Here is an 18,633-nt window from a genome sequence, read left to right on the forward strand (position 1 = left end):
TAAGAACGCTTGTTCGAGAGCGTAACGCGTGGTGTGCGCGGGCATGCGCAGGACACGCTTTGTGGATGATGGGACCGTGACACCCGAAGAGATCATCAAGGCGCTGGACCTGCGGCCGTTACCGGTGGAAGGCGGGCTGTACAAGGAAAATCTCAACGGTCACCCGCACGCGTCGGCGATCTACTACATGCTCGTCGCGCCGCAGCTGTCGCGGCTGCACAAGCTCGAGCACGTCGAGATCTTCTCGTACCACGCGGGGGCGCCAGCCCGGATGTTGCTGCTGCACCCGGACGGCACCGTCGAGCGGCCCGTTCTGGGCATGGACCTCGCTGACGGCCAGCGCCCGCAGGTCATCGTGCCCGCGGGGACGTGGCAGGCCACGGAGACGCTGGGCGAGTGGAGCCTGCTCGGCACATTCATGGCACCGCCGTACAGCGACGACAGCGTCACGTTCGCCGACGCAGGCCCCCTCGCCGAGGCCTACCCGGCCGCGGCCGGGGACATATCGCGCTTGGCCTGACGGCGTTCGGCGCGCCGGTCGAGCCAGCTCAGCCACGGCGCGGTCATCATCGTCGTGACGATGGCGACCATGACCAGGACGCTGAACAGCGCCTGGGTCACGATGCCGACCTGCAGGCCGACGTTCAACGCGATCAGCTGCATCAGGCCCCGTGCGTTCATCAGCACACCGACGCGCATCGCGGTGTGCGTGTCCTCACCGGTCAGCCGGGCCGCCGCCCAGCACGCGCCGAACTTGCCGATCACCGCGACCGCGATGCTGCCCAGCGTCAACAGCATCAGCGGCACGGTGACCAGCAGGCCGAACGACGTGTTCAGGCCGGAGTAGGCGAAGAACAGCGGCAGGAAAACGACTTTGGTCACCGAACTGATCGAGTTGACGACGCGCTCGGCGAGTTCGCCGCGCGGGAACACGGAGCCGAGGCAGAAACCGCCGAACACCGAGTACAGCCCGATCAGGTCGGTCCACCACGCGGCCGCGAACAGCGCCACCGCGGTCGCCAGCACGAGGTGCTCCATCGCGGTGCCGGGCCGGGCCATGAACCACGCGAGCACGGGCCTGCCGACGAACCAGATCACCAGGATGAACAGCAACGACCCACCCGCGGTGACGAGGATCCTGCTGGGGTCGCCCGTGGCGAGGCCGATCGTCAACGCGAGCAGGATCCACGCAACGCCGTCGTCGAGCGCGCCCGCGGCCAGCGACAGCGATCCTTGACGCGTGTGCGTGAGGTTCCGTTCGCTGATGATCCGCGCCAGCATCGGGAACGCGGTGATGGCCAGCGCGACACCGACGAACAACGCGGACACCCCGACCGGCACGCCGTCCTTGAGCACGTCGATGTGTCCCTGGGTCAGCAGGATCAGCGCGGCACCGAGCAGCAGCGGCGCGGTGACGCCGGCGAGGGACACCGCCCCCGCCGGCCGGCCGAGGCCGCGGACCTTGTGCGACGCGAACCGGTGGCCGACCTCGAACATGAACGCGACCAGCCCGATGTGGCTGACCACGTACAGCATCGGCCGGACCGCGTCGGGCAACAGCCAGTCCTGCACGCCGGGCAGCAACAGGCCCAGCAGGGACGGGCCGAGCAGCACACCCGCGATCATCTCGCCGACGACCGGCGGCTGCCCGATCCGGCGGGCGACCATCACCACGAGGCGGCAGGTGATCAGGATGACGACCGCGGCGAGGAAGAACCGCGCGGTGGTGGTGGCTATGTCCATGATGTCCCCTCAGTCCACGGCCGGCTGTTCGAAGTAGCGCCCGCACAGGCGCTGGCGGCGTGCGTCCCAGACCATGTAGGTGCCCAGTACGAGCTGGGTGACGCTGCGCGTGACGTCCTCACAACGGTCACGCAACCGCATGACCGCCAGCCGCCACCGCACCGAACGCGTGTGTCCCAACCGGTCCGTCAGCAGGCACGGACCGCGGTTGGGGATGGAGCGGGTGTGTTTCGCGGACGTGCGCAGTTCGAACCGTGCGAGCGTCGCGCAGACGACCGCGCGCATGGTGACGGGCATGAGACCACGGGCCGGGCACGCGCGGTTGGCCGTGACGCCGTACGGCACATGGTTGACGTCCTTGGCCGACAACGTTTTCCACCGGGACGGGTCGAACCGGTCCGGGTTGTCGAACCCCGCCTGGTGGAAGTCGGCGTAGTTGAACAGCAGCACCGAGCCCGTCGGGATGGCGCCGATCTCGCCGGTGGTGATCCGGTGCGCCACACCGAACAACGGGTACAGGCGCAACGCCTCGTCCATCACGTGGTCGATGTCGACCGTGCCGCCGACCAGGCCGGATTGCACCTCGGGGTGTTCGGCGACCGCCATGAGCAGGTGCGCCATCGCCTCGCTGGACTGCACCACGGCGGTGTTGAAGAACGTGCCTTGCAGGTACCAGGCCTGTTCCTGCGTGCTGAGCACACCGGGCAGGTCGTGCGGCACGTCACCTGCCTCGATGCGGCGCACCAGGTAGCGCGTCAGGCGGTCGCGTCTGGCCATGTGCCGCAGGCCGCAGCACTTCAGGGACGTGACCACGTCGTCGGCGTTGCCGACGATCAGGTCACGTGCTTCCCGCGGGCACGGCTCGTCGAACACCACCTGGTAGTAGAACTCGGCCCAGATCGGCATCATCAGGTCGCGCAACCGGACAACGCTCACTGGTCTGCCTTGGACCGCGGCGAGTGCGCGCTCGGTGCATTCCGTGGCGACGCTCGCGGACCGCGCGTGGACCGCGGCCAGGATGCGCCGCGTGGTCCGGGCGACCTCGGTGTACCGCTCCCCCGGTTCGAGGTGTTCCTGGTGCACCTGCGGTCCCGGTGCCAGCCAGTACCAGAACAGGTCGGACAGCACGGCGCCACGGCTGCGCCCGTCGGCCGCGGGGTGCTCGTACAGCGCCCGGAACCGGGCCACCTCGACTTGGATGCCCTCGCTTCCGTTGACGTGCGCGAAAATCCGCACCCGCAGCCGGACGACCAGGTCGGGCAGCCAGAACGGCAGGCTGATCAGGAACACGGGCAGTGCCACGGCAGGCACGACGATCAGAGCGGTCAGCACCGGGCCTCCCTGACGAGATCGCTCGTGACCTCGTGCACCGACGCGCAACCGGTCAACGCCAGCGCCCGGTCGATCTCCTCACGCAGCAGGGCCAGCACCTCACTGACGCCTTCCCCGCCACGCGCCGCGAGACCCCACAGCACGGGCCTGCCGATACCGACGGCGGCGGCGCCGAGCGCGAGTGCTTTCACGACATCGGTTCCACGCCGGATCCCGCCGTCGACCAGGACAGGGACGCCGACCGCCGAGGCCACGCCCGCGAGCACGTCGATCGTGGCCGCGGCGGTGTCGAGCTGACGGCCGCCGTGGTTGGACACCACCAGCCCGCTGACGCCGTGCGCCACCGCGGTGACCGCGTCAGCGGGATGCATCAGTCCTTTCAGGACGATCGGGAGGCCGGTCATGGCGGCGAGTTCGTCGACGTGGTCCCACGACAAGCCGGCGACCATCTCGATGTCGCGTACCCCTCGCTGCCCGCCGAGGTCGCGCATGTTCTCGCAGTACATGCCTGGCGGCAGGTCGTGGAAACCGTTGCGGTGATCGCGTTCCCGCCGTCCGAACACCGGGGAGTCGACCGTGACGACCAACGCGCGGCAGCCCGCGTCCTCGGCACGCCCGACCAGCTCCCGGGTGATCCGCGCGTCGGGCTGGACGTAGATCTGCAACCACAGCACGAGGTCGTCCCCGCCCGCCTTGGCGATGTCGCCGACGGGCACCGTCGAGGCCATGCTGGCGATCATGACCGTGCCCGCCGCGGCGGCCGCTCGCGCGGTGGCCCGTTCGCCCTCAGGGTGGGCGAGCCGGTGGAAAGCGGTCGGCGACAGCACGACCGGCACCGCGATCCTGGCGCCGAGCAAGGTCGTGCCGAGATCGCGTTCCCGGTGCCCACGCAGCACACGTGGTACGAGACTCAGGCGAGTGAACGCGTTCTCGTTCGCCCGCAGGGTCACCTCGTCGTCGGCCCCGCCCGCGAAGAAGTCGTACGCGTACCGCGGCAGACGGTCCCTGGCCAGCGCCTCGAATTCCCTGACCGACAACCGCATTACGGTGCCACTGTCAGGACCGTCTGTGACAGCCGGTCGGCGAGGAAGTCGGTCAACGGCTTGCGGTGGTTGTCCTCACTCGTCCAGTCGTTCTCCAGGTTCTCGGCAATATGGTGCTCGGCGAGCAACGCGCCGCGTTGGAAGTGCCGGACGGCCGGGTGCAGGTAGGCGGCGTCATAGGCTTTGTGAGGGTTGTCCGGTGAGATCCGGCGGGCGTTGATGTCGAACGGGTCCACTTTGTCGTGGTCCGGCCCGTACTCCAGGGTGATGGTGAAGTACTCGTCGGCGAACTGGCTGTCGTGGGCGTAGTCGACCGGGACTTCCTCGAAGTACGCGGCGTCTCTGCCCTTCACCGAGATCAGGTCGCCGAGCTTGCCGAACTGCTGCCACAGGGCGGAACTGCGGTTGACCCGCGCGATGATCGCGTCGCTCAGCGCTTTCGCGTCCGCCGCGAGCGGGACGTACGGCCATTCGCGGCCCTCGACCTTGCGCTCCAGGATCCGGTGCAGCGCCTTGACGGTGTAGCGGAAGCCGTGGATGAACCCGCTCGTGGACTTCTTGAAGTCGCGGACCTGCATCATCGTGCCCGCGAAGTACATGCCGGGCACGTTGGTGGACTGCCACTCGCTGGTCTGCGCCGGGAACCGGTCCTTGATCACCAGTTCCGGCCTGCACTCCTCGGCGAAGATGGACGTGTCGAGCCGGAAACCCGTGCACGCGATGACCCGGTCGTAGGGGATGTCCTTCACGACACCGTCGGCCCTGGAGAAGCTCACCGACGCGACGAACCCGTCGCCCTCCTCGCGGATGCGCAGCACGTGACCGTCCAGGATGGCGTTCTGCGACTTCAACTGGTAGCTGTCCAGGAAGTTGTTGTTGACCGCGCGCAGGTGCCCGACGAAGTGGGTCTGCCAGGCGAGCCGCACCGAGTTCGGCCCGGCGACGTGGATGACGGCGGCGGTCTCGACGAGGTTGTCGGCGGTCTCGAACGCCGAGTTGCCCTTGCCGAGGATGAGCACGCGCTGGTCGACGAAGTCCTGTGGGTCGACGCTGACAGTGGTGTACGGCTCGGCCAGCTCGATGCCCGGGATGTCCGGCAGGTACGGCTTGGCGGGGCCGGTGGCGACGACCAGCACCGGCGCGCGGTACACCTCGCCGTTCTGGTCGACGACTTCGAAGGTCTCGCGTTTGCGGACCTCGGTGACTCGCGAGTCGTACCTGATGTTCAGGCCGAGTTTCGTGGCGTAGTCACCGAGGTAGCGGACCATGTCGTCGGCGGCGGGGAAGTAGCGCGGGGTGTATTTGGTGAACAGGAGTTCGTCGTCGTCGGACAGCAGCGAATTCCAGTCCATCCGCAGGTTGAACTCGGGGTCGTCGATCCCGGTGTGCGGTTTGTTGATCGAGATCAGCTGCCGGTGCCGGGGGAAGCCGGCGAAGAACGAACCGGCCGACGGCCCCGCCTCGACCACCAGGTAGTCCCGTCCGGCGCGGTCGAGGAAATAGCCGAGCTGCAGTCCGGCCGGACCGGCCCCGATCACCAGATAATCCGTGGTAGTGGGCATACATCCCCTCCGTGGACACGCCTTGAGCTGGGTGACAAGGCATGACTACGCACGCGACCACGGGACAGTTCGATAGTCGGACAACGTTATTTTCCCAGTTTTCCAACGATCTTTCGGGCGTTGTCCCCCACCGGTCCACCTGGTATGCACATCGGCTCGACGGGCGTTGCTCACCGCACTCCGCACCGTGCCGGCAACGGCTGCGCTACGGACCGTTCAGGCCGGGCACCCAGCTTTCCGGTCGCCCGCTTTCGGTCAGGACGTGTTGCCAGTCCGAGAATCCCATCGGCGCGTCGGCCGACCACGGCCACTGGCCTTCGGCTGTGGGGATGAGCAGTTGCAGCGCCGGGAAGTCGCCCTTTCGGTACAGCACGAACGCGCTGCCGAAGTACTCCAGGTAATGGCCTTTGTTCACGCGCTCGACCGTGACGGGCACGCCGTCGAAGAACTCGTCGTACACGTGGCCGGGCAGGAACCGCTCGCCGGACCTCGCCCGGTCGAGGTAGGCGTTGATCAGCACCGGTCCCATGCCTTCCGGCAGGCCGAGCACGACGGCTTCGGCGACACCGTACCGGCGCCACGCGCCGACCGAGAACGTGTAGCCCGCGCCTTCCTCGTCCGGTGGGACTTCGATGACCGCGCAACCATTGACTTCAGTCTCGTGCAGCAGCCAGTCGCGGAATCTCTGTTCTTCAGGGTTCAGCGGCTCGGGCACGCGACCATTGTGCCTGCTCACCTGATCGGGCGATCACCCGGCCAAGCGAAAACCCCGGGCACAGCCCGGGGTTTCGGCACTGCACGTGTCACGCGTCGACAGCCGCCAAGATGTCGTCGCTTACATGGAATTCAGCACTGTGCGAACACGTGTCACGCGTCGACAGCCGCCAAGATGTCGTCGCTTACATGGAATTCAGCACTGTGCGAACACGTGTCACGCGTCGACAGCCGCCAGGATGTCGTCGCTTACATCGAAGTTGGCGAACACGTTCTGCACGTCGTCGCAGTCTTCCAACGCGTCGATCAGCTTGAAGACCTTCTTCGCGCCGTCCACGTCCAACGGCACCGACACCGACGGCAGGAAGCTGGACTCGGCCGACTCGTAGTCGTAGCCCGCGTCCTGCACCGCCTTGCGCACGGCCACCAGGTCCGTCGCCTCGGAGACGATCTCGAAGCTCTCGCCGAGGTTGTTGACCTCTTCCGCGCCCGCGTCGATGACGGCCATCAGCACGTCGTCCTCGGACAGGTCGTTCGAGGGGATCAGCACGACGCCCTTGCGGTTGAACAGGTACGACACCGAGCCGGGGTCCGCCATCGAGCCGCCGTTGCGCGTCATGGCGGTACGCACTTCGCCCGCCGCGCGGTTGCGGTTGTCGGTCAGGCACTCGACCAGCAGCGCCACGCCGTTCGGGCCGTAGCCCTCGTACATGATCGTCTGCCATTCGGCACCACCGGCTTCTTCACCGGCGCCGCGTTTGCGGGCGCGCTCGATGTTGTCCAGCGGGACCGAGTTCTTGCGCGCCTTCTGCATGGCGTCGTACAGCGTGGGGTTGCCGTCCGGGTCGCCCCCGCCGGTCCGCGCGGCGACCTCGATGTTCTTGATCAGCTTCGCGAACAGCTTGCCACGCTTGGCGTCGAGGGCGGCCTTCTTGTGCTTGGTAGTCGCCCACTTGGAGTGGCCGCTCATCTCTCCTCCGTCGTCTACGCGCCAGTCAGGACGCCCGAACTATCTCCGTGAACAGCCGGTGCACCCGCTTGTCGCCGGTGAGTTCCGGGTGGAAGGCGGTGGCCAGCACGGACCGTTGCCGAACCGCGACGATCCTACCGGCGGCCGCTCCCGCCGTTTCCGTATCCGGCACCGTAGCGAGCACTTCCACCTCCGGCGACACCGACTCCACCCACGGGGCGCGGATGAACACGGCGTGCATCGGCCCGCCGTCGATGCCGGTGAACTCCAGGTCCTCCTCGAACGAGTCGACCTGCCTGCCGAACGCGTTGCGGCGCACGATCATGTCGATGCCGTCGAGCTGGTGCTGGTCGGGCCTGCCGTCCAGCACCTTCGAGGCCAGCATGATCATGCCCGCGCACGAGCCGTACGCGGGCAGGCCGTCCGCGATCCGCGCCTTGAGCGGCTGGAGCAGGTCGAACGTCTCCAGCAGCCGCGACATGGTCGTGGACTCGCCGCCGGGCAGCACGATGCCGTGCACGCCGTCGAGTTCCTCGGCCCGGCGCACCGGCTGGACCCGCACGTCACACTCCGTGAGGGCAGCCGCGTGCTCCCGCACGTCGCCCTGCAGCGCGAGTACACCGACGACTGGCTGAGCTGTCACCCTGGGTTCCCCTCCCGAAACGCCTCCTGCCAGCTTAGAAGATCAGGCTTCGGCGTACGCCTTCAGCGCCTGGTTGGCCGCGTCGAACTCGGCGAGGAGGACCTCCCGGCCACCGGCCATGACCTCGGCGACCATCGACCCGGTGAAGCTCTCGCGGTTGGTCAGGTGCGTGCGGCCGTCCTGCTCGGCCAGTTCGAACCGGTGATGCCCGTACAGCAGACCGGGCATGCCTCCTTCCCAGCTCAGCACGTGGTTCGCCGTCGCTTCGAGCACTGTGCCCTCGGCCGCGCGTTCGGCCGCCGTGCCGGCGGCGATGCGCATCTGGATCGGCGATCCGGGGACGGGTTCGCCGCGGCGGATCTCCAGTGTCGGGTGCCAGCGTCCGTACTGGTCGAAAGCGGTGAGGACGTGCCAGACCCGGTCCGGCGGCGCGTCGATGACGATGGACGTGACCACTTCATTTTCCTGCATGATTGTTCAGTATAATGATCGGCGCGACCGGTTAGACTGCGGAAATCGCAGGGGTCAAGGGGCAGAAACAGCAGCGCGGAGTCGAGCGGCGGCGCCGCATCGTCGATGCCGCCATCGAACTGTTCGCGCAGCAGGGCTTCCCGGGTACGGGTGTCGCGGCGATCGCCGAACGAGCGGGCATCACCCCGTCGGCGGTGATCCACCACTTCGGTTCGAAGGACGCCGTGCTGCAGGCCGTCCTCGACGAGTACGACGCACGCGCGGTCGCGCGTGTCGCACGGCGGGCGGGTGGCGTCGACGGGCTGGTCGAGCAGCTCATCGCCGACGCGGAGTACATGATCAGCGAACGCGGGCTCGCCTTGGTGCACGTGGTGCTGCAGGCCGAACACCTGGACGGCCATTCGTCTGTGCGTGAGCGCTTCCGCGAGCGCTCCAGGGTGCTGCGCGGTCACATCGCCGCGGTCGTCGGCAGCGAACGGCCGGACATGGACGCCGGAGCCGTCGCCACGGAGCTGCTCGCCTTCCTGGAAGGCGCGGTCACCCTGTGGCTGCTCGACCCCGGCACCGTTGACCTGCCCGCGCTCTACCGCGGGTACCTCGGCCGGTTGTTCCGGCCGGCCGAGGGCAGCACGGCCTAGTCGAGCGAGATCGACTCCGACGCCCGGCGGCGCGAGATCACCCGCCAGCCGATGGCCAGCACGATCACGATCGCGGGCAACGAGTAGAACGCGATCCGCTCGGCGCCGTCGGAGAACGCCATCAGCACGATGACCAGCGCGAGGAAACCGAGCGTGGCCCACCCGGTGTACGGCGCGCCCGGCATGCGATAGGAGGGGCGTTCCAGTTCGCCGCGCAACGCCGCCTGGCGCAGCCGCATCTGGCACATGATCAACGTCGCCCAGGTCGCGACCACGCCCAGTGACGCGATGGCGATCGCGATGTCGAACGCCTCCTTGGGCACGAGGTAGTTCAGCACCACGCCGAACACGTAGGCGACCGCCGTGAACAGGATGCCGCCGTAGGGCACGTGCCGCGCGCTCATCTTGCCGACGAACTTCGGCGCCTCGCCCTTCGCGGCCAGCGCACGCAGGATGCGCCCGGTCGAGTAGAGACCGGAGTTGCACGACGAGAGCGCGGCGGTGAGGACGACCGCGTTCATGATGTCGCCGATGCCGGGGATGCCCAGCCGCGAGAAGACCGTGACGAACGGGCTCTCGCCGCCGTTGTAGAACGGCCACGGCAGCAGCATGGCCAGCAGCAGCACCGAGCCGACGTAGAAGATCGCGATCCGCCAGACCACGCTGTTGATCGCCTTCGGCAGGATCTTCTCCGGGTCCTTGGTCTCCCCCGCCGCGATGCCGACCAGCTCGATCGCGGAGTACGCGAAGATCACGGCCTGCAGCGTCATCAGCGCGATGCCGACTCCCGCCGGGAAGAACCCCTGGTGCTCGGTCAGGTTGGCCACGCCCGCGTGCGTCCCGCCGATGTCCGCGGCGGTCACCACCAGGCCGATGCCGACCACCAGGAACACCACGATGGCCAGCACCTTGATCAGCGAGAACCAGAACTCCAGCTCACCGAACAGCTTCACCGACAGCAGGTTGACCGCGAGCAGCACGCCGAGCGCGACCATCGCGGTGATCCACTGCGGCACGTCGGGCAGCCAGCGGTGCACGTAGATCGCCACCGCCGTGATCTCGGCGATGCCGGTCATCGCCCAGTTCACCCAGTACATCCAGCCCGAGGCGAAGCCCGCCCACGGGCCGATGAACTTCCGGGCGTACGTCACGAAGCTGCCGGAGCTGGGTTCGTGCATGACCAGCTCGCCCAGTGCGCGCATGACGAAGTACGCGGCGATACCGCACAGCGCGTACGAGAGCACGAGCGACGGACCGGCCTGGTTGAGCTTCCCGCCCGCGCCGAGGAACAGCCCGACGCCGATGGCGCCACCGATGGCGATCATCTGCACCTGGCGTTTGCCCAGCGCCTTTTGGTATCCGTCTTCGTCGACCGAGTCCATAACTGCGGGACCGTAGCCAGTGGACTCGGCCACGATCGAGAGCACTTAAGGAAGACTTAGCGTGAGGCGAACGTCACAATCGGTCATGAGCTGGGAATAGTTCCCCCAGTAGCCGCGCACAAGTTGCCTCACTGCGCCCGTTCCCCGTCTCGACAAATTGGACAGACGCCGTCCTCAGCGCATTTCGGGCCGCCTCGTAGTCCCCGAGCATCGTGTGAGCCCGTCCGAGCAGCAGGCGGGCGTGCGCGGTGCACCGCTCGTCACGCATCGCGTCCACGATCTCCAGTGCGCGTCCCAGGTGGCCGACGGCGCCGGGCGCGTCCTCCCGTTCCAGGCACAAGCGGCCGTAGACGCGCAGGACGCTGGCCGTGCGGTGGTCGTCGTCGAGGACCGCGCACGCGCGCAACGACTCGTCGAGGCACGCCTGCGCGTCGTCGAACAGACCTTGTCGCATGCGGATCTGCGCGACGTTGTTGCGCACCTGGATCGCGCCGTGCAGATCACCCGTCTCGGTGAAGATCGCCAGCGCGCGCCGGAAGTACGGCATCGCTTCGTCGAACCGGTCGAGCTCGCGGGCCACGATCGCCCGCCCGGACAGCCCGCGCGCCATCCCCGGCCGGTCCCCGATCCGCTCGCTGATCTCGAACGACTCGGTCACCGCGGCAGCGGCTTGCGGGTAGCGGTCGTGGAAGATGTGCACCTGCCCGATGTTGCGCAGCAGCGCGGCCACGCCACGGTCGCATCCGGATCGCCGCGCGGCCGGCAACGCCAGCAGGCAGCACCGCAGCCAGTCGTCGAACAGGCCGCGGTGCTCGAAGTACGTCGAGCACACCGCTGCCAGCTCCCACGCGAACCCGCCGAGGCCGACGTCGGCGGCCAGGGTGATCGCGGCTTCGAGCGCGGAATGTTCGGCGTCGAACCACGTCAGCGAGTCGCCGTCCACGCCGGCGCCCGGCATCGGCCAGCGTGGCGCCGCTCCCGGCGCGGCGCGCAGGACGTTCGGCGGCAGGTGGCTCGCGGCGGACTCGGCGAGCCACAACCACCCGCCCAGCACCCGTTCGACCGCGTTGTCCGGCATCCGCGCCGAGCTGTCCTCGGCCAACGCGCGAAGCAGGTCGTGCATGCGGTACCTGTCCGGGCCGACGCGCTGAACCATGTGCCGCGCCACGAGTTCGGCGAGCAACGGCCGCGCCTCGTCACCGCCGAGCAACGCCGTCGCCACCCAGCCGGGGAAGTCGCTGCCGCGCATCGCGCCGAGCGCGCGCAACAGCTGCTTCGCGTCCGGGCGCAGTTCCCGGTGGCTGAGCAGGAAACTGGACCGGACAGCGCGGTCCGGCGAAGGCAACCGGTCCCGTCCTGCCGACAGCGACCGGACAACGTGCGCAACCGTCCACTGTGGTCTCTCCGCCATCCGCCCGCCGACGATCCGGACCGCGAGCGGCGACCCCGCGCACAGCGCGTGCAGCTCGGCCAAGTCGCCGCCCGGCACCCCGCCCGCCAGCAAGCCGGACAGCAAGGTGCTCATGTCACCGACGGGCAAGCCGGTCAGCTCCACTGTGTCCACATCGGAATCCGCCGCCCGCAGCGGATGGCGGCTGGTCACGATGGCGGCGCAGCCCGGGTCGTCCGGCAGCAGCGGCCGGATCTGGTGCTCGTCGAGCGCGTCGTCCAGCACCACCAGCATCCGCCGTCCGTTGAGCATGTCCTGGAACAGTCCGGCAGAGGCGGCGAGCTCGGTCGGCACCATGTCGGTGGGCACGCCCAACGCACGCAGGAACCGGCCGAGCACCGCCACCGGTGCCGACGGCTCGGCGCCGGTCGCGCGCAGCGACGCGAACAGCTGACCGTCCGGGAACCGCCGTTCGACTCGGTGTGCCAGCCTGATCGCCAGCGTGGACTTGCCGATCCCGCCCGGCCCGGTGAGCAGCAGCACGCGGCGCAGCCCCGCGTCGAGGATCTCGTTCCGGCCGACGAAATCCGGGATGTCCGGTGGCAGCTGCCGTGGCGCGCCGGGCCGGTGTGTCGCGTAGCTCAAGGGCCGCAGGCCGGGTTCGGCGCGCAGGATGCCGCCGTGCAGCGCGCGCAACGCCGGTGACGGCTGCACACCGAGTTCGTCGTTGAGCACTCGACGCCAGGTGTCGTACGCCGTCAGGGCTTCCGCGATCCGGCCGGACCGCGCCAACGCCGTCATCAGCTGGCCGCGCAGCCGTTCGCGGAACGGGTGCTCCTCGATCAGGTCCGTCAGCTCCGGTGTGACCTGGGCGCTGTGGCCCAGGTCGAGATCGATCGCGATGCGGTCCTCGATCGTCCCGAGGCGCAGTTCCGCCAGTTGCGCCGCGGTGCCGCGCGCGGCCGGGATGTCGATGTCCGCGAGGTACTCGCCGCGCCACAGGTCCAGCGCGGTCCGCAGCTTGCGCGCCCCGGCTTCGAGTTGCCCGTCGTCGATCAGCTCGCGCCCCTCGGCGACCAGCCGGCCGAACCGTTCGTCGTCACGGTGTGTGACGTCCATCGAGTACCCGGCGCCGTGGGTCACGATCGCCGCGCCTGCCAGCGCGCGGCGCAGGTGCGAGACCAGCCCCTGGATCTGCACCTTCGACGAGGCGGGCGGCTCGTCGCCCCACAGCTGGTCGGCGATCCGGTCACGGGTCACGACCTCGCCCGACGCCATCAGCAGCAGCGCGAGCACAGCCCGTGCCTGCGGTGCGCCGAGCCGGATCCCGGTGCCATCCCGCAGCACGCACAGCGGTCCCAGCAGCCGGTAGCTCAGCACACTCGGTTCCCCCACTCCCCACCCGCATGGCAGGAACACAGGGTTACATGTCCGCGCTGGGCGCACGTCGGCCAAACAGGCGACAGCCGCCGCCACCCGTTCGGGCGGTGACGAGTGACGGCGGCCTGGTAGCCCCTCGGCCCGCAAGGACGGTGTCACATGCCGCTATGCGAACGCCAAGCGTTGTGCCGCGCCAGCGCCCGGAACGATTCCTTGGCCTCCCAGCGGTACCGCGAGTACGGGTCGTCGTGCCGGTCGCGCACGGTCTTGACGACGCTGAACGACGCGATGTCCATGTCGTGCTCACGGACCGGCGAGTGCGGCGCGCCGGGGTTGACGAACGTGTAGACGTGCGCGGGAATCCGCTCGGCCGCGAAGATCCTGAGCAGCCGGGCGATGTGGCCGGCCTGGGCGTGCTCGTCGCGGGCGTAGCCGGGCCTGATCACCGGCGGCACCTGCTCGTAGTCGACGATGTCGTATCCGGAGCCGCCTCGCTGCGGCGCGCCCGGGTACGTGCAGCTGCCGAATTCCATGATCGTGAGCGGCTTGTTCCACTTGCGGTACTTGGCGAGGTCGGCGCGGTATTCGGCGTCGGTCCCGAAGTACTCGTAGTAGTCGACGCCGACCATGTCGAACACCGACCAGTCGACCGGCTCGAAGAACGCTCCGCCGTAGGTGACGGTGCCACCGAAGTTCTGGCGTGACACCGCCGCCGCCTTGGCGAGGAACGCGTTGAGGCGGTTGGCCACGTTCGGCCACTCCTGCGGCGGCAGCGTGCCGATGTTGGCGATGCGCTCCTCGAAGTTCGCGCCCGGCACGATGTCCGGCGTGAACAGGATGTGTTCGCACCCGGCCGCGAAGACGATCCGTGCGCCCTGTCTGCGCAGCCGCTCGACCTGGCGCGCCGACTCGGCGAGGTGGTCGAGGATCTCCCGCTGGCTGTGGTCGTAGAGACGTGGTTGCACGTAGACGGTCAATCCGCGTTCGGCGGCGGCGCGTGTGGTCGCTGTCTGGCGGTCGATCTCCGTGCCGAACACGCTGACCGACGGGCAGTTCAGGCGTCCGGCGATCACGTCGAGGTCATGTTCCATCAGCGCGCGGGTCCAGCGCGCCCGGCTCAGCGGCTGGTCGCGGTAGTGCAGGACGCCGGTGTCGTAGGTGACCCCGCCCCGCAGGGGTTCGCGCCCGGCGTCCGGTTGCGCGCTCGCCTCACTCGTCAGTCCGGCCACGGCCAGGCCACCGGCCGCGGCCACGGCCGCGCGTAAGAAAGTCGCTCGCTTCATGGACATTCCCCTCGACTGGTTGAGCAACTAGGATATTGGTCATGCAACCAGAAAATGAGCGAGGCCGCCAGGAACGGCGCTCGTTCATCGAGGAGGCCCGGCGCGGGCAGATCATCGGCGCGGCGATCGAGACCATCGCCGAACTCGGCTACGCCAAGGCGTCCTTCGCCCGGATCGCCACCCGCGCGGGCATCAGCGCGGGGTTGATCAGCTACCACTTCGCCAACCGCGAGGACCTGATCAACCAGGTGATGATCGCCGTGCACGAGTCGATGGACGCCGACCTCACCGGCAGGATCGAGGCATCGGCGAGCCACCTGGACTCGCTGCGGCGGCTGATCGAGGGATACGTGCACTACTGCGCGGCGCACCCGAAGGAGCTGATCGCGATCAGCCGGATCGCCGCGAGCGCGGCCGAGGCACAGCAATGGTCCGAGCGGCGGCGCGACAGCACGCTGGTCGAGATGGCGGACATGTTCCGCGGCGGCCAGGACGCGGGCGAGTTCCGCCAGTTCGCGCCGCGGGTGATGGCGCTGGCGTTGATGTCCTCATTGGAAGCGGTGAGCGTGGAGATGTTCACCCGGCCGGACACGGATGTCGCACGCCTGGCGATCGAACTGGCGGACATCTTCGAGCAGGCAGTGCGAAGCACCCCGCACTGATACGTTCGCCGCGTGGCGGACTTGTCCGGTGACAGCAATGGCGATGGCCGGTGCCACCTGACACCGGCCATCGCCGTGTTGCTGTGTCGTCCTGTTGCCGTGTCAGGACTTGGTCATTGTCACCAGCCGCGCTCGGCCAGGCGGTGCGGCTGCGGGATCTCGTCGACGTTGATGCCGACCATCGCCTCGCCCAGGCCGCGCGAGACCTTCGCGATCACGTCGGGGTCGTCGTGGAAGGTGGTGGCCTTCACGATCGCTTCGGCGCGCTGCGCCGGGTTGCCGGACTTGAAGATGCCGGAGCCGACGAACACGCCCTCCGCGCCGAGCTGCATCATCATCGCCGCGTCGGCCGGGGTCGCGATGCCACCGGCGGTGAACAGCACGACCGGCAGCTTGCCGAGCTCGGCGACCTCCTTGACCAGCTCGTACGGCGCCTGCAGCTCCTTGGCCGCCACATAGAGCTCGTCCTCCGGCAGGTTCTGCAGGCGGCGGATCTCCTGGCGGATCTTGCGCATGTGGGTCGTCGCGTTCGACACGTCCCCCGTGCCCGCCTCGCCCTTGGAGCGGATCATGGCCGCGCCCTCGGTGAGCCGGCGCAGCGCCTCGCCCAGGTTGGTGGCACCGCAGACGAAGGGCACCGTGAACTGCCACTTGTCGATGTGGTTGGCGTAGTCGGCCGGGGTGAGCACCTCGGACTCGTCGATGTAGTCAACGCCGAGCGACTGCAGCACCTGCGCCTCGACGAAGTGCCCGATCCTGGCCTTGGCCATCACCGGGATCGACACGGCGGCGATGATGCCGTCGATCATGTCCGGGTCGCTCATCCGGGAGACGCCGCCCTGCGCGCGGATGTCGGCGGGCACGCGCTCGAGCGCCATGACCGCGACGGCACCGGCGTCCTCGGCGATCTTGGCCTGCTCAGCGGTGACCACGTCCATGATCACTCCGCCCTTGAGCATCTCCGCCATACCGCGCTTCACGCGGGCGGTCCCGGTCTGCGGGACGGATTCTGGGCTGGTGGTCACCGAAGGCGTCCTCTCGACGGAAGAATTGGTCATCCGAATCGTACGGCGGACGTGGCCCCTTCCCACGGGCCAATCTAACGCAATACCACCAGGCCACTTCATCAAATCCCCAGCGTGTGGCTCCTGTCACCCCCAGGTGGCCGATCGCGATGCCGTTACTACCACCGGATGGCAGCGCATCTGCGGGGTTGTCCCCGACCTGCGAACGGGTGTGAGATCGAGCACATTGTGTCCTGCAGCTGAACACTGTCCGTGCGGGAGGTCGAAGGCTATGGCTGGAAAACACACCGAGAACGGAGACGCCGGAGCCGCGGTCGCTGTGGACGACCCCGCCAAAGTGCGCAACGTGGTGCTGGTGGGGCCCTCCGGCTCGGGGAAGACCACACTGACCGAAGCCCTCCTCACCGCCGCCGGTGTGTTGTCGCGCGCGGGGTCGGTCACCGAGGGGACCACGGTCTGCGACCACGACCCGGCCGCCGTCCGCCAGCAGCGTTCGGTCGGCTTGTCGGTCGCGCCGCTGATGCACGACGGCGTGAAGATCAACCTCATCGACACACCCGGATACGCCGATTTCGTCGGCGAACTGCGCGCCGGTCTGCGCGCGGCGGACGCCGCCCTGTTCGTCGTCTGCGCCGCCGAAGGCGTGGACGCCGCGACCATCGCCGTGTGGGAGGAGTGCGCGGCCGTCAGCATGCCCCGCGCGGTGATCGTGGCACGGCTGGACCACCAGCGCGCGGACGCCGCCAGCGAGATCGCCGCGTGCCAGGAGGCGTTCGGCGCAGGCGTGCTGCCGCTGTACCTGCCCGCCAGAAACGGCCTGGTCGGGTTGATCACCCAGCGGTTCTTCGACTACTCCGACGGCTACCCGCCCAAGATCGGCCAGCCGGATCCGGCCGACCTCGAGCCGATGACCGAGGCGCGCAACGAGCTGATCGAGGGGATCATCGCCGAGAGCGAGGACGAGACCCTGATGGACCGGTACCTCGCCGGTGAGGACCTCGACCAGGACACCCTGATCGAAGACCTGGAGAAAGCGGTCGCGCGCGGCTCCTTCCACCCCGTCATCCCCGTCTGCTCGGCGACCGGCGTGGGACTCGCCGAAGTGCTCGACGGCATCAAACGAGCGTTCCCGTCGCCGTTGGAACACCCGCTTCCCGAGGTCACCGACCCCAACGGCCAGTCGCCGGAGAAGCTGAAGGCCGACCCGGACGGGCCGCTGGCGGCGGAGGTCGTGCGCACCGCAGTGGACTCCTACGTCGGACGGGTGTCGCTGGTGCGCGTGTTCTCCGGGACGTTGCGGCCGGAACGCCCGGTGCACGTGTCAGGGCACGGCATGGCCGAACGCGGGCACGAAGACCACGACGTGGACGAACGTGTCGCGCACATCTACTCCCCCTTGGGTGCGACGCTGCGGGAGGTCCCGTACTGCGTCGCGGGCGACTTGTGTGCGTTGACCAAGGTCGGTTCGGCGGAAACCGGCGACACGGTGTCCGCGCCGGAGCACCCGTTGCTGATGGCGCCGTGGCAGATGCCGGAACCGTTGCTGCCGGTCGCGGTCGTGGCCAAGACACGCAGCGACGAGGACACCATGGCACGCAACCTGGCGCGGCTCGTGGCAGGCGACCCGACGCTGCGGCTGGAGCGCAACGCCGAGACACACCAGCTCGTGTTGTGGTGCATGGGTGAGGCGCACGCCGACGTCGTGCTCGCGCGGCTGCGCTCGGGTGGCGCGGACGTGGACACGGAGCCGGTGAAGGTCGCGTTGCGCGAGACGTTCGCCGGGCAGGCCAAGGCGAAGGGCAGACACGTCAAACAGTCCGGCGGCCACGGGCAGTACGCCGTCTGCGACATCGTCGTCGAGCCGCTGCCGCGTGGCTCCGGGTTCCAGTTCGTCGACAAGATCGTCGGTGGCGCGATCCCGCACCAGTTCATCCCGAGCGTGGAGAAGGGCATCAGGGCGCAGCTCGAGCGCGGCCTGCTGTCGGGCAACCCGGTGGTGGACATCAAGGTCACGCTGGTCGACGGCAAGGCGCACAGCGTGGACTCCTCCGACGCGGCGTTCCAGACCGCCGGGTCGATGGCGTTGAAGGAAGCCGCCGCGTCCGGTCAGATCACGCTGCTGGAACCGGTCGACACCGTGCTGGTGCGGTTGCCGGACGAGCACCTCGGCACGGTCCTCGGCGACCTGTCCGGCCGTCGCGGCCGGGTGCTGGGCACCGAGGCGGACCCGTCACCGGGCTACTCCGTGATCCGCGCGGAAGTCCCGGCGACACAACTGATCCGGTACGCGATCGACCTGCGGTCGCTCAGTTCCGGCTCGGCCACGTTCACCCGCGAGTTCAGCCGGTTCGACCCGCTGCCGCAGAACCTCGCAGCCACCATGACCTGAACAACC

General features: G+C 68.7%; 16 protein-coding genes. 4 read left to right on the plus strand and 12 right to left on the minus strand.

The genetic code is table 11. The features are described from left to right. Positions 1–76: 76 nt before the first annotated feature. Positions 77–520 (plus strand): cupin domain-containing protein, encoded by a 444-nt coding sequence (locus AOZ06_RS37030; RefSeq protein ID WP_236951863.1) that lies wholly within the window; start codon positions 77–79, stop codon positions 518–520. Here the strand turns inward: AOZ06_RS37030 and AOZ06_RS37035 are convergent. The 8 genes from AOZ06_RS37035 to AOZ06_RS37070 all read right to left on the minus strand — a co-directional run bounded on the left by AOZ06_RS37035 (position 481) and on the right by AOZ06_RS37070 (position 8,478). Beyond that, positions 481–1,743, minus strand: a complete 1,263-nt coding sequence (locus tag AOZ06_RS37035; protein WP_054293631.1) for a cation:proton antiporter — start codon at positions 1,741–1,743, stop codon at positions 481–483. The genes AOZ06_RS37030 and AOZ06_RS37035 overlap by 40 nt on opposite strands. Before the next feature lie 9 nt (positions 1,744–1,752). Beyond that, positions 1,753–3,075 (minus strand): cytochrome P450, encoded by a 1,323-nt coding sequence (locus AOZ06_RS37040; RefSeq protein WP_157233456.1) that lies wholly within the window; start codon positions 3,073–3,075, stop codon positions 1,753–1,755. After that, positions 3,069–4,118 carry an alpha-hydroxy acid oxidase gene (locus AOZ06_RS37045; RefSeq protein WP_054293632.1) on the minus strand — a complete coding sequence of 350 codons (1,050 nt, stop codon included), beginning with the start codon at positions 4,116–4,118 and terminating at the stop codon, positions 3,069–3,071. The genes AOZ06_RS37040 and AOZ06_RS37045 overlap by 7 nt, the downstream gene beginning before the upstream one ends. Continuing rightward, complete coding sequence (locus AOZ06_RS37050; protein ID WP_054293633.1) at positions 4,118–5,680, minus strand: NAD(P)-binding domain-containing protein; 1,563 nt, start codon at positions 5,678–5,680, stop codon at positions 4,118–4,120. Before AOZ06_RS37050 ends, AOZ06_RS37045 begins: the two co-directional genes overlap by 1 nt. A 205-nt stretch (positions 5,681–5,885) precedes the next feature. Next, positions 5,886–6,395, minus strand: coding sequence for a DUF4262 domain-containing protein (locus AOZ06_RS37055; RefSeq protein WP_157233457.1), 510 nt, complete (start codon positions 6,393–6,395; stop codon positions 5,886–5,888). A 216-nt stretch (positions 6,396–6,611) separates the two neighbouring features. Further along, entirely contained in the window at positions 6,612–7,364 is a 753-nt protein-coding gene (locus AOZ06_RS37060; RefSeq protein ID WP_054293635.1) for a YebC/PmpR family DNA-binding transcriptional regulator, read from the minus strand. Between the two features lie 25 nt (positions 7,365–7,389). Next, positions 7,390–8,007 carry a pyridoxal 5'-phosphate synthase glutaminase subunit PdxT gene (gene pdxT, locus AOZ06_RS37065; protein WP_054293636.1) on the minus strand — a complete coding sequence of 206 codons (618 nt, stop codon included), beginning with the start codon at positions 8,005–8,007 and terminating at the stop codon, positions 7,390–7,392. A 42-nt stretch (positions 8,008–8,049) separates the two neighbouring features. Then, entirely contained in the window at positions 8,050–8,478 is a 429-nt protein-coding gene (locus AOZ06_RS37070) for an SRPBCC domain-containing protein (protein ID WP_083472176.1), read from the minus strand. A gap of 98 nt (positions 8,479–8,576) precedes the next feature. Here AOZ06_RS37070 and AOZ06_RS37075 point away from each other — a divergent pair, with 98 nt between their 5' ends. After that, complete coding sequence (locus tag AOZ06_RS37075) at positions 8,577–9,116, plus strand: TetR/AcrR family transcriptional regulator (protein WP_257721497.1); 540 nt, start codon at positions 8,577–8,579, stop codon at positions 9,114–9,116. On the opposite strand, the gene AOZ06_RS37080 is transcribed toward AOZ06_RS37075, so the two are convergent. The 3 genes from AOZ06_RS37080 to AOZ06_RS37090 form a co-directional block, all read right to left on the minus strand. Further along, positions 9,113–10,498 (minus strand): amino acid permease, encoded by a 1,386-nt coding sequence (locus AOZ06_RS37080; RefSeq protein ID WP_054293639.1) that lies wholly within the window; start codon positions 10,496–10,498, stop codon positions 9,113–9,115. The genes AOZ06_RS37075 and AOZ06_RS37080 overlap by 4 nt on opposite strands. A gap of 73 nt (positions 10,499–10,571) precedes the next feature. Further along, the gene (locus tag AOZ06_RS37085) at positions 10,572–13,283 is read right to left on the minus strand and encodes an AfsR/SARP family transcriptional regulator (protein WP_054293640.1); all 2,712 of its coding nucleotides are present in this window, start codon (positions 13,281–13,283) and stop codon (positions 10,572–10,574) included. Positions 13,284–13,423: 140 nt separating this feature from the next. Further along, positions 13,424–14,551 carry an abortive phage infection protein gene (locus AOZ06_RS37090; protein WP_157233458.1) on the minus strand — a complete coding sequence of 376 codons (1,128 nt, stop codon included), beginning with the start codon at positions 14,549–14,551 and terminating at the stop codon, positions 13,424–13,426. A gap of 41 nt (positions 14,552–14,592) precedes the next feature. Here AOZ06_RS37090 and AOZ06_RS37095 point away from each other — a divergent pair, with 41 nt between their 5' ends. Next, positions 14,593–15,213 (plus strand): TetR/AcrR family transcriptional regulator, encoded by a 621-nt coding sequence (locus tag AOZ06_RS37095; protein ID WP_054293642.1) that lies wholly within the window; start codon positions 14,593–14,595, stop codon positions 15,211–15,213. Positions 15,214–15,332: 119 nt separating this feature from the next. On the opposite strand, the gene pdxS is transcribed toward AOZ06_RS37095, so the two are convergent. After that, a complete protein-coding gene (gene pdxS / locus AOZ06_RS37100; RefSeq protein WP_054293643.1) occupies positions 15,333–16,271 on the minus strand; it encodes a pyridoxal 5'-phosphate synthase lyase subunit PdxS in 939 nt (312 codons plus the stop codon). 238 nt (positions 16,272–16,509) lie between these two features. On the opposite strand from pdxS, the gene AOZ06_RS37105 reads away from it, so the two are divergent. Continuing rightward, on the plus strand, positions 16,510–18,627 hold the full coding sequence (locus tag AOZ06_RS37105; protein WP_054293644.1) for an elongation factor G-like protein EF-G2: 2,118 nt from the start codon (positions 16,510–16,512) through the stop codon (positions 18,625–18,627). Positions 18,628–18,633 lie beyond the last annotated feature (6 nt).

The sequence above is a fragment of the Kibdelosporangium phytohabitans genome, from assembly GCF_001302585.1.
GTDB lineage: Bacteria > Actinomycetota > Actinomycetes > Mycobacteriales > Pseudonocardiaceae > Kibdelosporangium > Kibdelosporangium phytohabitans.